This is a genomic window from Nostoc sp. (assembly GCF_036917135.1).
In the GTDB taxonomy this organism is placed as follows: Bacteria; Cyanobacteriota; Cyanobacteriia; order Cyanobacteriales; family Nostocaceae; genus Nostoc.
Genome location: NZ_JBALEA010000043.1, coordinates 35,336 through 55,950 on the forward strand (window position 1 = coordinate 35,336; position 20,615 = coordinate 55,950).

Genomic DNA, 20,615 nt, shown 5'->3' on the forward strand with positions numbered 1-20,615 from the left:
TTGTGATCCCATTGGCATGAGCGTGTAAACCAGCCCTTCTCTTGATGATTGAAAAAGGGACTGGTGACTGGGGATTAGAGACTAGGGACTGGGAAAACTTGGAAGGGGATTCAGACCTAAACCTTGTTTTGCAGAAAACTCTTCCTAGTCCCCAGTCCCCAGTCCCCAGTCCCGTCGCGCCATTCCTCCCCAACTTCGGCATCTCTTGTGGGGGAGGAATGGCGCGACGCTTTAACCTTCATGAGATGGCTAATTGTTCAGTCAGTTTTTGCGGTAGAAGCTCTAGATGGTTTCTCCACTAATACATAAGTTATAAACTTTCTCCCTTCGTCTATATCATTCAACTTTGTCTTTACTTAAGATACCCAGATTAACAATTCAAAATTCAAATTTAAAAAGGATTATAGAGTAAACTAAAATACAGACCGTTTTCTTGTAGTGTTCTATCATTTGAATTAACAGATATTAAAGGAATGCCCCAGTCAAGACGAGCGGTGAAGCGATCGCTCTGTGACCAACGCAACCCCACACCAACAGCAGCTAGAGTATTAGGATCGGGATTCTCTCGATCAGAACTGTTCCAGCCAACACCAAAATCCACAAAGGGGACAACCTGTAAGGTGCTATCTATCTGGGGTAAACGCAGAATTGGTACTTGAACTTCAGCAGAAAGAAAAGTGCCATTATCCGTCAGCAGGTAATCTTGACGGTAGCCCCGAATGCTATCTTGCCCACCTAAGCCAAATTGCTCTAAAGGTAAAAGTGTTCTGGTTGCGAGTTGGGTATTTAAACGAAGTAAAAGTAAGGTTTCAGGAGCTAAAAGACGTGCCCACTGCACTTGCCCTTGCCAAGCAAAGAAACGGCTATCGGGAGGATTTTGATTAATAGTGGGATTCAACACATCTATGCCCAAACTGAATTGAGAATGTAGGGCGATAACTTGACGACTGTTACGAGAAGTCCATTCTTGAAAAAATCGCAACGCAGATACCCTAGTGCGTCCCTGTTCATCAGCGCCTGAACCAGGGAAAGGGATTCGATCTATGTCAATATAAGAGGCTTCACTTTCCCGTCGTGAGGCTGTCAACCCCAAAGCAAATTCTTGTGTAGGAGTTTGAACTATGGGCTGGCGAAATGTTAGTTCGTAATAGCGAGAAGACGATTGGATATCTAAAATGTTGAAAGGAGGTTCAATGACATTACTTGACGTAGTGCCATAATTAAAGGTGAGGGTTCCATTCTTGGGATTGAGTGGTAATGTATAGCTGGCATCAAAGGAGTTGCTCCCATCGGTATTAGTGTAAGCTACACCCAGAGCATCTCCCAGTCCCAATAAGTTGGCTTCATTCAATTGTAATCGGCGACGGAAACTGCCAACGCTAGGCGATCGCCCATTATCAAGAACTATTTGACTACTAAAGGTTTTTGCCTCCCTGATCTTAACTTCTAGCAGATTCACACCAGGCCGCGATCCTGCTGAGAGTTCAGCAGACACCTTTTGAATTAAAGGATTCAGTTGTAAAAGTTGCAGTGCTTCTAGTAGACGCTGGCGATTGAGAGGCGGTGATGTCGCTATAGCTAGTCGGCTGCGGACATAATTCGGATTCAACCGTCGAGTCCCAGTTATCTGGATGTCTTCTAATTTACCTTCAATCACCTGAATTTTAATTACACCGGATTGAATTGTTTGGGGTGGAATATATGCACCAGAAGTAATATAACCATTTTTGAAGTATAGATCAGTGATTTTAGAACGTGCTTGATACACTTGAGTCAGTGAGATCGGTCGTTTGGTAAATTCCGCAGTGGCTTGGGCTAACTCTTTAGCACTGAAGACTGTGCTACCAAAAACTTCAAAGCGTTCAACAACAATAGTTTGAGGAAAGTTCCCAGGGAGTCGTTCTTCAGGTGTCGGATTTGGGGCAGAGGGTGGAAATAGTTCTGCTGGTGGGGGGAGTGGCTGTGGCAGTTCAGGTGAGGGAAGTGGGGAAGGTGAGGGTGGTTGGACATCCTGTGGTGGTGGTAATTGTTGTGACAGGATGAAATTACCAACTAGTAATTGTGTAGTATCAATAGCCTGAGCTTTCAGTGGATTAGAAAATATGTTACTGACTAATATAAGCGTACTCAGAGGTAAGCAGGACACGATCAGATTTTGAAGATATTTATTAATCATTGCACCAGACTATTTTTTTTGACATCCTCACCGACCTAAAGGCGCTCTTAAGAAGCAGTAATGAGTAATGAGTAATAAGTAATAAGTAATGAGTAAATACCCATTTTTCATCCACTCATTACTCATTACTCCTTACTCATTACTCATTACTTTAAAGCATTGCGTGAAGCACGGGGCTTTAGACCCAATTCTTTGGTCAAAAGAGGGTTAATCAAAGGCGGGCAAGATGCCCACCCCACAAGTAAAAGAAGCCGGAGGGTAACAAGTCAATCCTCCGACTTCTTTATGGAACACACTACCTTTAATTGTTAGGCAGTGTATTTATTGAATTGAACGTTGATAATTTCCTAACGGCGTCTGCTGCCAAAACCACTTGAACGGCGGGGTGCTGTACTACGCCCACTACCAAAACTACTACCAGAATTGCGTTTGGTAGTGCTGGAGTTACCAGAAGGTCGTAACGTACTACCACCAAAACCAGAACCAGAAGGACGGTTATTACCTGTAGTGCTACGCGGTGTATTGCGTATAGTTGAATTTCCCGGATATGACCTTCTAATTGTCCCTGTATTGCGGAAGGCAGTCCGATTTACCACGGCTGCGGGTGGCGTATTGTAGCGAGTCTGGTAGTTTTGAACTGCTTGTCCATAGCTGCCGCCATATCCACCGAAGCCACTTAATCCTTGTCCTGATTGATAGGCAGGGGGTACATAATATTGGGGTCTAAACAATAGACTACCAATTGCTTGACCCGCCAAGCTACCAGCCACAGACCCTGCAAAGGGTGCCCAGAAGCTATTTTCTCGACGGACTACAACCGTCTCTTGTTGTCCTGTTTGGGGATTGGTTTTATTTTCGGTAACGTTGTGGACGTACTCAATTTTAAAGTCTTCCGTTAGATATAAAATTGGCTGTCCTTTTTCTACCTTGAGATAGGTTTTCTTACCCTCCTTGATTTGATCATCAGTTAACCGCGCCATTTGCAAATTTTCGGTTGAAAAGGTTGGGGGCTTATTGTTTAGTAAAAACAGGTTGTACTCCCCAGAGGCATCGTCATAGGTAGCTTGTTGTATTTGATACTCTCCGTCACTGAGTTTGGTAGCATTAGAGGTTTGGCTAACGTTCTTAGGTGAAGAATTAGTTTGGTTTCCGCCTCCACAAGCGACAGTTGTAAAACACAAACTCAGAGCTAAAAAAACGGCTGTAAATTTACGTACTATGGTCATGATCATTGGATTATTGTCCTATCTCTGAGCTTAACAATTTCTTGATGTAAGTAGTAAGTACGGACTACCCAACACATTACAAAGGAATTAATTCTGGGTAATATTGCAACAGTTGATCGCTAGTGAGTTCATCGCCTAATTGTGCTGGCGAGAAATGCACTTGGATTGCCTGGAGTTTATGTTTGTAGTGCAAATTGATTAAGGCTTTCAAACCTTCCTTGAGTGCCTGGACGTTAGAAAGATCAGTTTCTAAATCTGGTACTTCTCCTTCATAAGCTACTGTAATTATCACAATGACGTTACGGGTTACAGGTATCGATAAAGGTTCATTCGATCCAGAATCAGAACTGTAATCTGGTTCACTGAGATATCTTTGGGCAGAGTCGGTAAATAATTCGTTCACATAATCTCCCGCCTCGCCTTCACTCCAAAATACGTCACCTTCGTTGGCAGCAGAAAGCCAATATTCATCGTATTGCAGCAGGGTTTGGCTAATTTCTGCTAATCCTTCTCCCAAAACTTCTAAGTCGCCATCGGCATCGATGGCATTTCGTCCAACACTATTTAATACTCCCAAAATTGGGGCTACTTCACCTCCCCCCAAGTGCAGAAATAGCCGAAAGACTACATAGCGAGTTCGACCGATCATTTTATTAAAGAGATTGCTCATTTTCGTCCTCCAAAATTTTTTTTGTCATTTGTCATTTGTCATTAGTCCAATGCCCAATACTTCGACTTACCTCGGCTTCGCTCGGCACAAGTCGCTCAGTACAAGTGCCCCATGCCCTATGCCCCATAACTAATGACTAACATAGTGAAATCCTTTGAGAAAATCCATAACCATATCTAATGAAGGTAATATATATTTTGTTGATTCACTGGATATATTATTATAAGCTGAAGGATTGAGAGCAGAGCGATTAATAAATCTTTTCCCAAAATTGGGATGATCGTGGACAATCAAAGTGTGGGCACTGGAATTTGTTAAAACTATTTGGGTTGGGGCTTTGCAAAAATTTAATTTTGCAGCTACTTCGATATTTTTTTTCGTCTTTTTAATTGTTGTAGCCTGACTTATGGCTGGCTCTAAAAGAATACTTAATTGTTTCACTATATGGAGCGATTTTAAATCTTGGTTTGCAACAACTTCACTGTTGAGCATTTCTAGCATACTGGAAATATTCTTTTGAGTAGATACTGCATCTAGAAAGGGAAGAATCACAATGTAAGCAGTGGGAAATAATGCTTCGTCGCTATCGACATGAAAGGTGAAAATAGTTCGACGACGACCACTTTCGATGTTTGGGGGTTGTTTCAGCACCCGGTATTCTTGAGCAATTTGGTAGTAAGCACCTGCGATCGCAAAATTGGCTTCGTGTTCTAGGGCTGCATCCACAATAATCCGAATTGTTGGCGGTGTTTCGTTAAAAAAATCTCGTGACTCTTCAGAATGGAAGTTTTGGACAATAGAGCGATCGCCTTCTGGACTAAGATCAACCCATTCACAAATCATCCCTTCGGTTTTTAAACCAAATCTGGAGGTGGCATAAAGTTTTGCTCCTGTTAAAGTTGCTCCTGTTAAGTCAGCACCGATCCATTCCGCCCTAATTAATTTTGCCTGAGTTAAATTCGCATGGATTAAACTTGTATTCGTTAAATTGGCATTGCTTAAGTCTGCGCCAATTAAATCAGCCCCGCTCAACTTGGCATTACTCAAATCTGCCCACCGGAGATTCGCCCCGCTCAAATCTGCCCATCGAAGATTCGCCCCGCTCAAATCTGCCCCGCTCAAGTTAGCACGGCTGAGATTGGCTTGTCTGAGTTCGCTATCTCGCAAATTTGCACCGCTCAGATCAGAACGACTGAAATCACTGGCGTTTAAGTTCGCCATTTCCAAGTTTGCTCCCGTCAAAGAAGCGCCTTTCAAGACGGCCTCACTCAAGTTAGCTTGACGGAAATTCGCTTGGCGGAGTGTCGCCTCTCGCAAATCAGCACCAGTGAGATCAGCCTCCAATAGGTCAGTACGACTGAGATCAGCGCGAATCAACTCGGCGCGGATCAATGAGGCTCCTCTGAGTTGAGCGCGACTGAGATCCGCTCGAATCAAATTAGCGACGTTGAGACTGGCGTTGTTCATAATGGCATCGCATAGATTCGCGCCACTCAGCCTGGCTACATTCAGCTTGGCATTGCTCAAGTTAGCTTCACTCAGATTCGCGCCACTCAGGTTGACTATACTCAAATTAGCATTGCTGAGATTTATGCCACTGAGTTTGACCCCACTTAGGTTAGCTTCCGCTAGGTCAATACCACTAAAATTTAAGACTCCTGCTGCATATTTTTCCAGTAATTCCTCTACAGTCATTGATGCTACCCCTTGGATGCCAACTTTAATTGTTGGTAAAGTCATAAAAAACGGAATGTCAAAATCAAAATGAATATTGGGATTTTAGGATTGGGACTGATAGGCGGCTCTTTGGGTTTTGATTTGCGATCGCAAGGACATCATATCTTAGGAGTCAGTCGCCGCGAAACCACATGTCAAAAGGCAGTTGACCTCGGCAGTGTTGATCAAGCATCAGTTGATCTAAGTTTGTTAGCCGCCGCCGAAGTTGTATTTATTTGTACGCCTCTAGCCCTTATTGTGCCCCAACTTGAACAGTTAATCGCTCATTTGCCTGTGGCTACAGTGGTGACTGATGTCGGTTCGGCCAAAGGACAGATAGTTAAAGATATTTCTCCCCTTTGGGATAATTTTATCGGTGGTCATCCAATGGCGGGAAGAACAGACAGTGGTATAGAAGCAGCACAACGGCATTTATTTGTCAATAAACCTTATGTTCTAACACCGATAACTACAACACCAACTAGTGCAATTACCGTTGTAGAAGAAATTGTGCGATCGCTAGGAGCAAATATCTACTATTGTCAACCAGAGCAACATGACCGCGCTGTGAGTTGGATTTCCCATTTACCTGTAATGGTCAGTTCTTCCTTGATTGCTGCTTGTTTGAGTGAAACTGACCCCGATGTTTTGCAATTAGCCCAAAAGTTAGCTAGTTCCGGCTTTCGGGATACCAGTCGCGTGGGTGGTGGGAATCCAGAGTTGGGCGTGATGATGGCGCGGTATAATCGTCAAGCATTGCTGCGATCGCTGCAACAATATCGTCACAATCTCGATGAATTGACTAGCTTAATTGAGCAAGAAAATTGGGCAGTTTTAGAGGAAAAGTTTAAATCAAGGCAACAAGCACGACCTGATTTTGTTAAATAGTTGTCGGGTGCGTTCAGCTATCGATAACGCACCCGTTTATTGTCCCTTGCACGTTCTATAGGAAAGATTGAGTGTGGTGTTTCACCATTTATTCATTCGCCAGTCAGACTTCAATTCTGAATTCTGACTCCTGAATTCTTTTCTGATAAAAATCTTTAAAAATGCGACTCAACAGTTTGATATTCACCAAACCGATGTATCATACAGATGAATTTACAAAAATAAACAATGGTAGAACGTCCAATCAAGAAATCGGAACGTCAGTCCCAAGAAACTACTGACAACAATTCCGAAAAATCGGATTCTATAACTCCTATTGAATCCAACCCCAAAAGCTCAAAACCGACCCGTAATCGCTCATCTGGCACAGAAAAAAAAGCATCATTCGGAGATGAAAACAGGCATCAGGGAAATCCTGCCTTAGCGCGTGGTCCAAAACCCGTTAAACCTCCAGTCAAAGTCGAAACAGAAGAACTTGAAACCGAATCAGAACCTAGCTCTGAGGAGTCTCAAGACTAATATTACAAGTGTTGCGTGTGATGTGGGAGGCTATAAAGACTGGGATTTCTGACTTCCGTTGGCAGCGATCGCGCCCCCCATCACCTTTAGGTTATTCTGATGCAAAATGCGCGGACAGGTAGGTGTACAAATTCCAGCGCCCCAAAAAAGTGCTTCTATCTCAACACCAGCAAGCGTTTCACCCCTCTAATCGCCCAATTTTCATCCGCGCAATGTCTGAAATGCTTACAAAAAGTGGGTGTCAGCCTTAAACCTTTCCCGACACTCTTCCCAAAGGAATTCTCTAATGCTATGATGACTCTAGAATCGCGCAACCGCACCTTGAAAACTAAATACAGCTTGGCTTTCAGGCTCCCGCCATTGCAATTCATCAAAATCCCTATTAGGGATTGAAACACCATGCGGTTTATCCCATTCTTCTAAATCAACTCCATCATTGCAATTCATCAAAATCCCTATTAGGGATTGAAACGGAAGATAACAAAGGGAAGTATCGCTCATTAGTTGATGTTCAAATTGCAATTCATCAAAATCCCTATTAGGGATTGAAACGGCTGACTTCTCACCCAATATATGGCCATCGCTAATATTGCAATTCATCAAAATCCCTATTAGGGATTGAAACGTAGTAAATGCCCATTCCCACATCGGGGATACATTATTGCAATTCATCAAAATCCCTATTAGGGATTGAAACACTTCACTAAAGATGAGGCTAAGGCACTCAAAGATTGCAATTCATCAAAATCCCTATTAGGGATTGAAACAGATACATTGCAGTTCCTAACAGTAATGTGATGAGATTGCAATTCATCAAAATCCCTATTAGGGATTGAAACGCTATACGATGTTTGGATAGCCGTATTTACTGAAATTGCAATTCATCAAAATCCCTATTAGGGATTGAAACAAGACTGAGTATTTACCCAAAAACCACTAAAAAGTAAAATTGCAATTCATCAAAATCCCTATTAGGGATTGAAACCGCTCTATCTTGTCCTTCGTCATCAGTTAAATAATGTATTGCAATTCATCAAAATCCCTATTAGGGATTGAAACATCAGCCTACTGATGAGGTTGCTAGGTATCCTCTCATTGCAATTCATCAAAATCCCTATTAGGGATTGAAACTAAATTAAATCGATTGTAAAGGTCTAGATTTATTAATTTGTTATAATAATTTCCTTGAGTATATAAGTCATCATTTCACCTTTACCTTTAACCTGAATTAAACCTCGTTTTTCCAACAAATATTTATCCTTTAAAAGCTGATAACTTGCTTCACAAACCTGAATACTACCTGCGATACCATGAGATTCCATTCTACTAGCTGTATTGACTGTATCTCCCCAAAGGTCATAGGCAAACTTTTTTAGCCCAATTACCCCTGCTACTACTGGCCCAGTACTAATGCCAATACGGATGCGAAAGGATTGGTTATTTTCTTCATTAAAAGTAGCTATAGCATTTTGCATATCCAAAGCCATGTTAGCGATCGCTGGAGCATGGTTGTTAGACTGATTTGGCAAACCGGCAACAGCCATATAAGCATCGCCAATGGTCTTAATTTTCTCTACGCCATGACGTTCTGCTAATTGGTCGAACAAACAGAATATTGTATTTAATAACTCGACTAATTCCGCAGGAGACGTGCGACTTGAAAGCTCTGTAAAGCCAACAATATCAGCAAATAATACCGTAACTTCCAGAAAGCTATCGGCAATAGTTGTTGGCTGTTGTTTTAATTGTTCTGCAATCATCTCTGGCAGAATATTTAATAACAGCCGTTCTGATTTAGACTGTGCGAGTTCCATTGCCTTCCGAGCATAAAATTCTTTTTTTCGCAAGCGTTCGTATAAAAATACAGAAAATACACAAATAACGCAAGTCCAAAATAAATATAACCCCTGTTCAATGTAGAAAGCTGATGAATTTTTTAATAAAGGATTATATAATAAATATAAAACTGAATAGCAAATAATTGTCCCCACTTGTGAGATTAAATGTAGCCACCATTGCACTGGAATGATTGTAGCCTGAGTGAGAAACATCAGATTCCAGAGATTGCCTCTAGGCTCGAGATTATTAAACAGCAAAGCTACATTAATTTGAACAGCACAAGTTACAGACCAGCATAAACTCAAAAAAATTAAGTTTGGATAACGACGACCTATTGAGGTTTTACATAAACCCCAACAAATGAGTGTGAATACTTCTATTAAAAGGCCGATTTTAAAGGCGTATATCTTGCCTTGTAATTGTGAATTTGCCCAAAGAAAAAAAGCGCTTAAAGTCAAGCCAGCTACTAGCAAAATCTGCGCCTGCAATTGCAGCCGTTTTAGCAGAAAGCTCTGTTGCTGTTCTTTATAAGATTCGGCAAGGTTATTGTTAGTTTGCCGATATGACATTCCGTGACTAATGAGCGTATCTAGTTGGATTTTGTCTGAGTTATTTGGATGAGTCATGCACTTTTCGCGTTATTAGTAATCAATGGAGTAGGAAGTGGGGAGTAGCGAATGGGGCATGGTGAATAGAAATAATTACCAATGCCCAATCCCCAATACTTCGGCTTCGCTCAGTACAAGTCCCCAATTCCCAATCCCCAATACTTCGGCTTCGCTCAGTACAAGTCCCCAATGCCCAATCCCCAATAATCATGGCTCGTACCCCTACATTAAATTTTGATCGTGGCACATTAATTTTGCATCCACCACCACGTGGCAAAGGTTGGATGGACTACGCGACATGGGATGATAGAGTTGAAAAATTCCGCATTCCGGCAATTAGATACCGATCGCTAGTGGAAGCACTACAAGCGGAAGATGTTTATTTTATCGACGAGGCGAAGCAATTTTATCCTGTAGATTTGGTTCCTAGCCTCGAAATGCAACCCTATCCCCATCAGACTGAGGCACTAGCAGCTTGGAAACTGGCGGGTAGACAAGGAGTTGTTGTGCTTCCCACGGCGGCGGGAAAGACTTATTTAGCGCAAATGGCGATGCAATCAACACCACGAACGACGTTGATTGTAGTGCCAACTTTGGATTTAATGCATCAGTGGTATGCACATTTGGTGGCGGCTTTCCCTGATGCTGAGGTAGGGTTGCTGGGGGGTGGTTCGCGGGATAGAACGGCAATTTTAGTTGCAACTTATGATAGTGCAGCAATTCACGCCGAAACCTTGGGAAATCAATATGCGTTGATTGTTTTTGATGAATGTCATCATTTACCCACAGATTTTAATCGGGTGATTGCTGAATATGCGATCGCACCTTATCGCCTAGGACTCTCTGCCACACCGGAACGCACCGATGGTAAACACGCTGACTTAAATATCCTCATTGGTCAAGAAGTATATCGCAAACGCGCCGAAGATTTGGCAGGAAAGGCATTAGCAGAGCATGAAATTGTCCAAATTAAGGTAAAGTTATCCCAACTTGAGCGGGAAAGATACAATCAACTAATTCAAACCCGCAATGACTTTTTGAAGCAATCAAAGATTTCTTTGGGGAGTCTGCAAGGTTGGCAAATGTTCGTGCAAATGAGTGCTAGATCGCAATCGGGACGGAGGGCGATGTTGGCACACCGAGAAGCGAAAGATATCGCTTTGGGTACTGATGGTAAATTGCGAATTCTAATTAATTTATTAGCAGAACATTACCCGGCACGAATTCTGATTTTTACTGCGGATAATGCGACAGTTTACCGCATTTCTCAAGAGTTGCTAATTCCGGCAATTACTCATCAAACTCCAGTGAAAGAACGCCATGAGATATTAACAAAATTTCGAGAGGGTAAATATAATACTTTGGTTGCATCTCATGTGTTGAATGAAGGGGTTGATGTGCCTGCGGCTTCAGTAGCAATTATTTTATCGGGAACGGGTTCGGCTAGGGAGTATACTCAGCGATTGGGGAGGATTTTACGGAAGGGGAATATTGAGAATAAGCAAGCGATTTTATATGAAGTGGTGGCGGAAGATACGAGTGAAGAGGGAACTTCAGCTAGGCGAAGAGGAGAAAGGAAGGCAGGGGGAGAAAAAGAGAGTAAAGGAAAGTTGCAGGTTGTATATGGAAGTGGGAAGGAAAGGAATTTGAAGGCTGCCGAACAGTTAGAAATTAATTATTCAATCCAAAATCCAAAATCTAAAATCCAAAATTCAGCAGATGTTACCGACAGACTTACTGATGCATCGCCAAACCGGGGAGGAGATTATTCCGAAGAGACTGAAGATTGATCAGAAAACTTCGGAGTTGGCGATTGAGTTAATTAATTATTATCAATCGGCAGTGGGGAAGACTCAAGGTGTGCTTGAGCGACAATTGACTGATTTTGAAGGAGATTCTACAGATTATCGGGTGAAGCGGGGATTAGCTTATATTCTCAAAAGTAGTTTTTGCACTTTTGAGGTAATTAGTCCTCTGGAACCACAGATGTTAAGAGAACGAGTGTTTTCGCTAGCGGCAAAGTCTGTTTCTAGTCGAGAATCTACACAAGTTACTCTGAGTAAAATTGCTGATGAGTTAACTCAAGAACTTGAGCGAGAAGTTTTAACAGAACAGGTTCGGAATGGATTATATGCTGATTTATCTGAGAATAAGATTTTAACTGTTTTTGATGCCCCAATCGCACCAGATTTATTAAATCGATATAACTTATCTCAAGTGCAGGGTGTATTTTATAAAGCCAGTAAACTTGTGTTAAATGCTCATCGGAATGTTCCGGGTGAATATAAGCTGTTATTTCGCTATCTGAAGTTGTTTCAATTGATGGCTTATATTGAAGGTGATGCTGACCACGGGTTTACAATTACCATTGACGGACCGACGAGTTTGTTTAATCCTAGTACACGGTATGGGTTAGCGATCGCTAAACTTATTCCCGCTTTACTTCACGTGACAAAATGGAGTCTTTCTTCTATTCTCCAAACCCGCGACGCTTATACAAATACTTGGAAAACTGGACGTTTCACCCTCAATTCCGAATGTGGTTTGGTATCCCACTATCCACCAGGCAAGCCCTACGATAGTATGCTAGAAGCATCCTTTGCTGATAAGTGGGATGCGTTAAAAAGTGGCTGGGCATTAGAGCGAGAAGTTGATTTGATCCCAATTCCCGGTAGTGTGATGATTCCCGATTTTCGCTTGGTGCATCCTGATGGACGCACCTTCTTATTAGAAATTGTTGGTTATTGGCGGCCAGAATATTTACAAAAGAAGTTTTCTCAAGTGCGGCGTGCTGGACGCGATGACTTGATTTTGGCAATTTCCGAGCGACTTAATTTAGAAAAAGCGGGAGTAAAATTAAATGATGTCCCCGCTAGAATTGTTTGGTTTAAAGATAAGTTATTGCCGAAAGCTGTGTTAGCTGTAATCGATTGAATAAGGCGACTAAGTACTTGGAATTGGATATTTTGGCGAATCGGTAACTAAGCCCAAGTTAGCTTTTGGCTACAATAACCTGGGATTGCTGAATCTTCACCCAGGTTATTGTAAGCATTGACGTCGGGTGAAGCAATACTGAAGCGATCGCGTGGTTGAAAAGTTAACTGCGCGATCGCACCGTCAAAACATAAGTAATTATATATACATTTTCCATCAAGTAATGTGAAGAGTATGCAAAGATGTGTTTGGAAGTATAGACATCTCAGTAAATATTCAGATATGTTTATTACGGTGTTACTTAGATGTTTCTTATTTTTAAGCTAGACACGTACGGGCAACAGTCCGCAACGGGGGTACAAAAATCTCTCTCCCTATCAATGGTCTATTGTCCTTTATTTTGAGGTAAATAGAACTTACATATTAACAACAAATATGAAGTGGGGGTTTTAGGCAATAAAAATATGTCGAAAGCCCTAACTCTCGGCGAGTTCCATGTGTCCTCAAACAGTATTAACAACAAATTCAGAACTAGACTTTTTGCAGAAATCAAAAAAAGAATCCCACCCCGCCTGCCTACGGTGTATACACAAGTCGAAAAAAGCTTGATTTCCCATTGTTTTTTCGTTTATCTCGTTCCTGGGCTGCTGCCTCCTGTCAGATCATTGAGTCCTCATAACACAGTGAAGGCTAAAGGATGCTATGCGATGCTTAAAGCTGCTGCCTCCAGTCGAGACATTGAGTTAGAGACTCAATGAATGCATTCCCAGGCGGCAGCCCAGGAACGAGTAAAGCCTTATCAAGCTGGGTTTTTAGGACAGGGTAGCCCCGCCTGCGGGGAGAAGATGTCAGGGTGGTTTCATACAACCAGAGAAAAACTGAAACTGGTTTTTAAAGCCTCTCCCCCCGTGGGAGAGAGGAATGGAAGTAGGGTCAAAATCTATGGTTTTACATGAGAAATCAAGACTTATGTATTTTTCTTTTTTCGGATGAAACTACCCTGGCCTAAGGGGAGAGAATGTTAGTGGACTTTTGCCAGACATCTACTGAAGTTACTCAAAAAATCGATTCTCTAAGGTGAAAATTATGGTGAATATCATTGGAACCAACGGTAAAGATACCCTACTAGGTAGTAACCGCGCGGATACAATTAAGGCTAAAGCAGGTGATGATATCATCAATGGCAAGAGTGGCAACGATCTTTTAATGGGTGATGCCGGAAATGACACCCTAACTGGTGGTGCGGGCAATGACACCCTAACTGGTGGTACGGATGATGACTCTCTCGTTGGTGGTACTGGTAATAACCAGCTGCGGGGTGGTGCAGGCAATGATACTCTTGATGCCTCCTATTCTTCTGGAAATAACATCCTCAGTGGAGATGCAGGAGATGACTACCTTGATATTAGCTACTCTAGTGGCAATAATACAGTTTCAGGCAAAGAGGGTGATGATTACTTTTACGCCTATGAAGTCCAGGGTAGAAACACTCTAAGTGGAGGCGATGGCAATGACTTCTTCTATTTATCCGCCCCAGGAACTGCCCCCTCTTCCTTAACGACTCAAATAGTAGATGGAGGAACAGGTGGCGATTACTTGTCTGTATATTATACCAGTGTTAACACAGGAATCACTTCGAGTTTCGATGCTGTTACTAACACTGGCTCCATTAGGGCGGGCACGAATCGGGTTAACTACAAGAATATTGAACAATTAGAAATTAGAGGTACAACCTACAGTGACAATATTGTGGGGACTAATGGCAACGATTGGCTCTTCGGGGGTAGTAGTGGCAATGATACCAATTATGGGAATGATACGATTTTTGGTGGTGAAGGTAACGATTATTTGAATGTTGATTATTCAACAAGCAATAACATCCTTAACGGTGGTGTTGGTAACGATCAATTGAGTGCTAACTCTTCAAAAGCTAATAACCTGCTCTCTGGGGACGATGGCAATGATTCTCTCTCCACTTCTGGGTATCACATTGACTACAACCAAGGATATACCAATGCCGCCTCTGGCAATAACACCCTCAACGGTGGTGCTGGTAACGATACATTGAGTGCTAACTATTCAACAGGCGATAACCTACTCTCTGGGGGCGATGGCAAAGATTATCTGTCTGCCTGTAGCTACGCTTCTGACAGATACGGATTTGCCACATCTGGCAATAACACCCTCAACGGTGGTGCTGGTGATGATACATTGATTGCTGGATTTTCAACAGGTAATAACCTGCTCTCTGGTGGCGATGGCAACGATTATCTCTTTCTCTCTAGCTACGATGAAGGGAGTGCCTTTGGCAATAACATCCTCAATGGTGGTGCTGGCAATGATTCCTTCTCTTTAGTCCTGTATATTTCTCCCTCTTCCTTAGCGACTCAAACAGTAGATGGGGGGACAGGTGACGATTTGTTGAGCGTCTCATATATCTATCCTACTGGGGGAATTACTTCTACTTTCGATGCTGCTACCAACACTGGCTCGATTACAGCAGGCACAAATCTGATTAACTACAAGGATATTGAACAATTAAATATCTCAGCTACAGCCTACGATGATAATATTGTCGGCAGCAGTGGTAATGATACGATAGATGATGGGAGCGGTAGTGGCAACGATACAATAGATGGGGGGGCTGGTGACGATTATTTATCGTTCTCCTACTATAATCCAACCCAGGGAATCACTTCGACTTTCGATGCTGCTACTAACACTGGCTCGATTACAAAGGGTACGGATGTCGTTACCTACAAGAATATTGAACAATTAGATGTTTCTGGTACAGCCTACGATGACTTGATTGTGGGGAGCAATGGCAACGATTCGCTCCAGGGAGGCAATGGCGGCAAGGACACCATTGATGGTGGTGCAGGTGACGATTTGTTGTCGTTCTCCAACTATACTACTAGCAATGGAATCACTTCGACTTTCGATGCTGCTACTAACACTGGCTCGATTACAAAGGGTACGGATGTCGTTACCTACAAGAATATCGAACGATTAGATGTCTCTGGTACAGCCTACGATGACTTGATTGTGGGGAGCAATGGCAACGATTCGCTCCAGGGAGGCAATGGCGGCAACGATACCATCAATGGTGGTGCAGGTGACGATACATTGAACGTTAACGACTCAAATGGTGATAACCTGCTCTTTGGTGGCGATGGCAATGATTCCCTTAGTGCCTCTGGTTCCTACGACGACTACCGAGCCGATTTATCTCTCAATGCTATATCTGGCAATAACACCCTCAATGGTGGTGCTGGTGATGATAACTTAGTTACTAATTATTCATCAGGTGCTAATCTCCTCTCTGGAGACAATGGCAATGATATTCTCACAGCCTCTGGTAATGCCTTTTTATACTCTTCCTATGGAGTTTATACTGTCTCTGGCAATAACACCCTCAATGGTGGTGCTGGTGATGATCGTTTGATTGTTGATTATTCATCAGGCGCTAATTTCCTCTCTGGGGGGGATGGTAATGATACTCTCACCGCCTCTAGTGCCTCTGGTAATAATACCCTTGATGGGGGTAATGGCAATGACTACCTCACAGGTGGCAAGGGTAATGATAGTCTCTATGGAGGAGATGGTACTGATACCTTTGCTTTCAATAGTTACAATCAAGGTGTTGACACTATTTATGACTTGAACCCGACTAATGAATTGATTCAGGTATCTGCTGCTGGTTTTGGCGGTGGTTTATCACCAAGTTTACTTAAGACAAGTCAGTTCACCATCGGAACATCTGCAACTACTAGCGAAGAGCGATTTATCTACAATAGCGCTACAGGTGGACTCTTCTTTGACCTTGATGGCAGTGCCTCTGGGTTTACTCAGGTACAATTTGCACAACTATCTAGTGGAGTGTCACTAACTGAAAACAATTTTGTGGTTGTTTAATGGGAAATTAGTCCTCCATCACTAAACGCCACAGGAAAATAGAAATATTCCGAATGCGATGTGCCTAAAATAACACCTCGCATTCGATTAATCAATTGCAGGATAGCTAGACATCAGTAGACTTCCTACGACAATTACTGCGATCGCACTCAACAATAATATCAGCGCTGACGAGCAAGCAATTACAACTTACTTTTATCGCTTCACTCAAATTTGCTTTCATTAGGCACCGTACTCAAACCTTTGAAAAGCGCAATTCCATCGGATCATATTGAAATTGCGATCGCTCCAGCATTAAATAATAAAATAGGAGGCGTTGCCAAAAGAAGGAAGAATTTCCAATAGCAGAGCATATCCACAAATCATGTCAGCATTCATCCGCGCACAATTGATGAAGTGATGAGTGCAAGTATTAGATAAATTGGTTGCCTTGATTTGTTCAAAGTTGCCTAATTAATAACTTAATTACAATACCAAAGGCGCATTAGATACCCTTGCAATACTGAAATTACGAACCATCTCAGGACATCCCAGGAGGGTTGTATTTTGCAACTAAACCAACAGACTTGGAGCAACTATACGATTTATGCTCGACAATGTACTCTTGTAGCTTGAAAACCTATGCCAGTCGTATTTAATGTATTAGATGTTGAAGACAAAGAGCATTACTTGAACTATGAAGACATAGAGGAAACAAAGGTAGCTGATGAAGGATTACGCAACGATGATTACCTCGATGCTCAATGCTTTTTCGTCCTCCTAAAAAATGGAGATATACTACTTTTGGAAATGGCTAGACAAAACCAAGTAAGTAAAAACTTCCTTTACCGCTTACTGATGCCCGGAGAATAGCTTTCTTTAATATCTAGGGCTACCTGGATGCCGACCGTTGCTATTCTTAAATCCATCGTGGATACACGAACCTGTTGCGATCGCAGTCTTTGATCAACTGCGATCGCTCCAGTATCAAATGATAAAATTTTAGCTGTTATGTGGCGGCAAATCTCAGTGGTGTAGAAGCGATGTCTACGACGGGCTACGCCTAATTATCCCAACTCGACCTTTCAACAACAACTGCCTTTGATACTTCATCAAAACCCCAGTTTAACTACGTTTCATACCCCATTTTTGTACTGTTCTGATTTCAATTAATCGAAAAATATAATCGACAGCTAAACCCAAAATTGCAATCACCACTAATCCGGCAAATACGCGATCGGTTTGCAGAAAGTAGCGACTGTTATTAATCTGCCATCCCAAACCACTGGTAGCACCTCCTGAACCAAACACTAACTCAGATGCAATCACGGTGCGCCAACCAAAAGCCCAAGCAGTTCTCAAGCCTGTTAAGATATGAGGCAATGCAGCAGGGAGCATAATTTCTCGAATCAGTCTGAAACCATCTAAACCCAGGTTTTTCCCCACCATCAGAACTGTTGGGTTGATGGTACTGAGTCCCATTTCTGTATTCAGGGCAATAGGCCAAGTTGTAGCATGGGCAGTAACTACGATCATAGAAATAGAAGTGAACCCAAACCAAATCATCACTAGGGGTAAAATAGCGATCGCAGGTAAGGGATTCAGCATCGAACTCATTACAATTAGCAAATCTTGACCAAAACGAGAAACTTTGGCGAAAGCTGCTAAAGCCGTACCCAGAATCACACCCAAGACCATACCAGTACATAACACGGACAAAGTACTTAGTGTTGCTTGCAGCAGTTTTTGACTCAATAAGTCCTGCCACAGTACTTCTAGGACTGCTATTGGGCCAGGAATCAGTAAGGGGGGAACTTGGCTAACCCATACATACAATTGCCAAAAAATCAATAGACCGCAAAAAATGACTCCGCGCCTGAAAGTACTACTGGCTTGGAGTGAAGCATATAACTTCTCAAATTTATGGGAATTTGCTGTTGTTCGAGTCACAAATCTCATACTCGAAAAGCCTCACGACGGGAATCATTGCGGAGTAAACTTTCTAAATAGGCAGCAACTTCGACAAACTTATTAGTGTTGATGTTATTAATCTGTGCGGTATCAACAATTTCTTTGACAGTTCCAGGTACTGGTGTCATCACTAAAACTCGATGTCCCAGGTAAACAGCTTCTTGTATAGAATGGGTAATGAAAATAATTGTCAACCCTGTATTTTGCCAAATAGTATTGAGTTCGTATTGCAGTTGAGTCCGCGTCAGCGCATCCAAAGCGCCAAAAGGCTCATCCATCAGAAGAATTTGAGGTTTTACAGCCAAAGCGCGGGCGATCGCTACCCGTTGTTTCATCCCTCCTGATAACTGATGGGGATACTTATTGACAGCTGCTGAGACTCCCACTAAGTCGAGATATTTTACAGCTTCAGCAATGGCAACTTTCCCAGAGGCTTTACCTGTAGTCTCAAGAGCATAGACAACATTTTGCACCACAGTTTGCCAAGGTAGAAGTTGTTCAAAATCCTGAAAGACAACGATCCTATCTGGACTGGGAGCAGAGATGGGTTTACCTGCCATCAGTAATTCGCCGCTACTGATAGACTGAAAACCAGCGATCGCCTTTAACAGGGTACTCTTTCCACAACCCGATGGCCCAATAATTACAAACTTTTCTCCTGGTTTGACAGCAAAGCTAACATCTTCCACAGCCGGAAATTTATTCTTACCTTCGCTGTAGCTAATGTGTACATTTTTAGCTAGTATTAACGATTCTAAATTAACCATCAATTTAATCTCCCCCAGCACCTTTAAGCGGTGGTAAAATCAATTCCTCAATGGATTTTGGCTGCTTGTTTAACATCCCGATTTCATGCATAAATGCTCCACATTTGAGAAAGGCTCTTGGCTCAATTCCGTATGCCACTGCCTTATTCGTGAGCCACTTTTTATATTGCTCCTGTGAGACTTTTCCACCATCTATATCTGAGAGAATTTTGGCCGCTTCTTCAGGTTTTTCATTCACGAGTTTAGTTGCATCCACAATTGCGGTATACAAAGCTTTTCCAAACTCAGGATATTGATTGTAGAATTTTTCAGTCGTAAATACACTAGCTATGCTAGTCTTACCAAAAATATCAGAGCTTTTAATAATTACCCTACCACCTTTTTCAACTTCTTGAAATTGAAAAGGTGGTGTCGTAAAATGTGCATCAATTTGACCAGTTAATAGAGACTGCAACCCTAGAGGGTGAGCAATTACTTGCAGGTTTTGATCGAGTGCTGTGGGATTTCCTAAGTCTTTTTGTGCCACCTTCCGCAGTACAATTGCCTGTACCCCATCTAGAGATGGTAAACCAATTTTCATTTCTGGCTTGAAATCTTTGATACTTTTGATATTGGGGTTTTTGGTTATTAGCCAAAACTCACTATAGTTAAGTGAAGCTAATATTTTCCAGCCCACGCCTTTATCCCAACCTACGAGAAACGACCCAGGACCACCAGCACCAACTTGTATTTGATTAGCGATAATCCCATCCCTAATAGCTCCACCATTCGATAATTCTTTCCATGCAAATTGTGTCCTGGGAAACTTTTTTTCTAAAGTTTGCTGCTGCTTGACGATAAGTAGATTAGCGTAATTAATTCCAGGTTGATAGGCAATTGTTACTTTTTCTGGTGTTTGTGAAGCAGTTTGATTACCAGAAGCACAAGCTACAAATCCAAACGCCAATAGTGCTAATCCAATCAAGAAACTCCACGTTCTAAATCTCTTGAATCTCATCACTTTTTACCTTTTTTAAGAGATTTATGCTATTTTTTAAGTTCAACGAAAGTATCACACAGCTAGCAGCAAATAACAAGGTCTTTTCAAGCTAGACCCCTAGGGACGCTTCGGCCACAACGAGGGTATGAAAAATCCCTGCTACGTTTCGGTGGCTTTGGGATATTTGTGAATGTACCGCAGTGTATTTAAATAATTCGTAATTCGTAATTCGTAATTAAGTTTTGTGACGGGGATTTAGCGCAAAGTGCGGTCTTGGGGTCTCCCCTTGGGAGAAGAGGAGCAACTTTGTAAGACAGACCCCGACCCAAAACGTTCTGCCCTTCTTAGGCAGGGGAATTAAACCCCTAAACTTTGTTAAAGCCCTTTGATAATCGGTTTTCTCAAAGCCGCTACTGTGATATCGCTTT

At 42.2% G+C, this 20,615-nt stretch carries 14 protein-coding genes and 1 CRISPR repeat array; of the genes, 6 read left to right on the forward strand and 8 right to left on the reverse strand.

Annotated features, from left to right (window positions below; genetic code table 11):
* Positions 1–391 precede the first annotated feature (391 nt).
* The 4 genes from V7K50_RS13255 to V7K50_RS13270 form a co-directional block, all read right to left on the reverse strand.
* Entirely contained in the window at positions 392–2,176 is a 1,785-nt protein-coding gene (locus V7K50_RS13255) for a ShlB/FhaC/HecB family hemolysin secretion/activation protein (RefSeq protein ID WP_334960629.1), read from the reverse strand.
* Positions 2,177–2,523: 347 nt separating this feature from the next.
* The gene (locus V7K50_RS13260) at positions 2,524–3,408 is read right to left on the reverse strand and encodes a hypothetical protein (protein WP_334960630.1); all 885 of its coding nucleotides are present in this window, start codon (positions 3,406–3,408) and stop codon (positions 2,524–2,526) included.
* A gap of 70 nt (positions 3,409–3,478) precedes the next feature.
* Entirely contained in the window at positions 3,479–4,072 is a 594-nt protein-coding gene (locus tag V7K50_RS13265) for a DUF1517 domain-containing protein (RefSeq protein ID WP_334960631.1), read from the reverse strand.
* 129 nt (positions 4,073–4,201) lie between these two features.
* The gene (locus V7K50_RS13270) at positions 4,202–5,767 is read right to left on the reverse strand and encodes a pentapeptide repeat-containing protein (RefSeq protein WP_334960732.1); all 1,566 of its coding nucleotides are present in this window, start codon (positions 5,765–5,767) and stop codon (positions 4,202–4,204) included.
* A 69-nt stretch (positions 5,768–5,836) separates the two neighbouring features.
* On the opposite strand from V7K50_RS13270, the gene V7K50_RS13275 reads away from it, so the two are divergent.
* Positions 5,837–6,676 carry a prephenate/arogenate dehydrogenase gene (locus V7K50_RS13275; RefSeq protein WP_334960633.1) on the forward strand — a complete coding sequence of 280 codons (840 nt, stop codon included), beginning with the start codon at positions 5,837–5,839 and terminating at the stop codon, positions 6,674–6,676.
* 228 nt (positions 6,677–6,904) lie between these two features.
* Positions 6,905–7,195 (forward strand): hypothetical protein, encoded by a 291-nt coding sequence (locus V7K50_RS13280; RefSeq protein WP_334960635.1) that lies wholly within the window; start codon positions 6,905–6,907, stop codon positions 7,193–7,195.
* A gap of 359 nt (positions 7,196–7,554) precedes the next feature.
* A CRISPR array of direct repeats spans positions 7,555–8,326; the repeat unit is 37 nt; unit sequence ATTGCAATTCATCAAAATCCCTATTAGGGATTGAAAC.
* 32 nt (positions 8,327–8,358) lie between these two features.
* On the opposite strand, the gene V7K50_RS13285 is transcribed toward V7K50_RS13280, so the two are convergent.
* Positions 8,359–9,660 (reverse strand): adenylate/guanylate cyclase domain-containing protein, encoded by a 1,302-nt coding sequence (locus tag V7K50_RS13285; protein ID WP_334960637.1) that lies wholly within the window; start codon positions 9,658–9,660, stop codon positions 8,359–8,361.
* 191 nt (positions 9,661–9,851) lie between these two features.
* Here V7K50_RS13285 and V7K50_RS13290 point away from each other — a divergent pair, with 191 nt between their 5' ends.
* The 4 genes from V7K50_RS13290 to V7K50_RS13305 all read left to right on the forward strand — a co-directional run bounded on the left by V7K50_RS13290 (position 9,852) and on the right by V7K50_RS13305 (position 17,343).
* Positions 9,852–11,432, forward strand: coding sequence for a DEAD/DEAH box helicase family protein (locus V7K50_RS13290; protein WP_334960639.1), 1,581 nt, complete (start codon positions 9,852–9,854; stop codon positions 11,430–11,432).
* Entirely contained in the window at positions 11,362–12,576 is a 1,215-nt protein-coding gene (locus V7K50_RS13295) for a DUF790 family protein (RefSeq protein WP_334960641.1), read from the forward strand. The genes V7K50_RS13290 and V7K50_RS13295 overlap by 71 nt, the downstream gene beginning before the upstream one ends.
* Positions 12,577–13,662: 1,086 nt before the next feature.
* On the forward strand, positions 13,663–16,491 hold the full coding sequence (locus V7K50_RS13300; protein ID WP_334960643.1) for a beta strand repeat-containing protein: 2,829 nt from the start codon (positions 13,663–13,665) through the stop codon (positions 16,489–16,491).
* Between the two features lie 621 nt (positions 16,492–17,112).
* Entirely contained in the window at positions 17,113–17,343 is a 231-nt protein-coding gene (locus tag V7K50_RS13305; RefSeq protein ID WP_334960645.1) for a hypothetical protein, read from the forward strand.
* Positions 17,344–17,595: 252 nt separating this feature from the next.
* Here V7K50_RS13305 and V7K50_RS13310 read toward each other — a convergent pair whose 3' ends face one another.
* The 3 genes from V7K50_RS13310 to V7K50_RS13320 are packed head-to-tail and all read right to left on the reverse strand — an operon-like array spanning position 17,596 to position 20,205.
* Positions 17,596–18,420 carry an ABC transporter permease gene (locus V7K50_RS13310; protein ID WP_334960647.1) on the reverse strand — a complete coding sequence of 275 codons (825 nt, stop codon included), beginning with the start codon at positions 18,418–18,420 and terminating at the stop codon, positions 17,596–17,598.
* 5 nt (positions 18,421–18,425) lie between these two features.
* Positions 18,426–19,208 (reverse strand): ABC transporter ATP-binding protein, encoded by a 783-nt coding sequence (locus V7K50_RS13315; RefSeq protein WP_334960649.1) that lies wholly within the window; start codon positions 19,206–19,208, stop codon positions 18,426–18,428.
* A gap of 4 nt (positions 19,209–19,212) precedes the next feature.
* Complete coding sequence (locus tag V7K50_RS13320) at positions 19,213–20,205, reverse strand: ABC transporter substrate-binding protein (RefSeq protein WP_334960651.1); 993 nt, start codon at positions 20,203–20,205, stop codon at positions 19,213–19,215.
* Positions 20,206–20,615 lie beyond the last annotated feature (410 nt).

Coding starts and splice junctions, on each gene's coding strand:
- V7K50_RS13255 (WP_334960629.1), bottom strand. CDS start 2,176: ATGATTAATAAATATCTTCAAAATCTGATCGTGTCCTGCTTACCTCTG.
- V7K50_RS13260 (WP_334960630.1), bottom strand. CDS start 3,408: ATGATCATGACCATAGTACGTAAATTTACAGCCGTTTTTTTAGCTCTG.
- V7K50_RS13265 (WP_334960631.1), bottom strand. CDS start 4,072: ATGAGCAATCTCTTTAATAAAATGATCGGTCGAACTCGCTATGTAGTC.
- V7K50_RS13270 (WP_334960732.1), bottom strand. CDS start 5,767: ATGACTGTAGAGGAATTACTGGAAAAATATGCAGCAGGAGTCTTAAAT.
- V7K50_RS13275 (WP_334960633.1), top strand. CDS start 5,837: ATGAATATTGGGATTTTAGGATTGGGACTGATAGGCGGCTCTTTGGGT.
- V7K50_RS13280 (WP_334960635.1), top strand. CDS start 6,905: ATGGTAGAACGTCCAATCAAGAAATCGGAACGTCAGTCCCAAGAAACT.
- V7K50_RS13285 (WP_334960637.1), bottom strand. CDS start 9,660: ATGACTCATCCAAATAACTCAGACAAAATCCAACTAGATACGCTCATT.
- V7K50_RS13290 (WP_334960639.1), top strand. CDS start 9,852: ATGGCTCGTACCCCTACATTAAATTTTGATCGTGGCACATTAATTTTG.
- V7K50_RS13295 (WP_334960641.1), top strand. CDS start 11,362: ATGTTACCGACAGACTTACTGATGCATCGCCAAACCGGGGAGGAGATT.
- V7K50_RS13300 (WP_334960643.1), top strand. CDS start 13,663: ATGGTGAATATCATTGGAACCAACGGTAAAGATACCCTACTAGGTAGT.
- V7K50_RS13305 (WP_334960645.1), top strand. CDS start 17,113: ATGCCAGTCGTATTTAATGTATTAGATGTTGAAGACAAAGAGCATTAC.
- V7K50_RS13315 (WP_334960649.1), bottom strand. CDS start 19,208: ATGGTTAATTTAGAATCGTTAATACTAGCTAAAAATGTACACATTAGC.
- V7K50_RS13320 (WP_334960651.1), bottom strand. CDS start 20,205: ATGAGATTCAAGAGATTTAGAACGTGGAGTTTCTTGATTGGATTAGCA.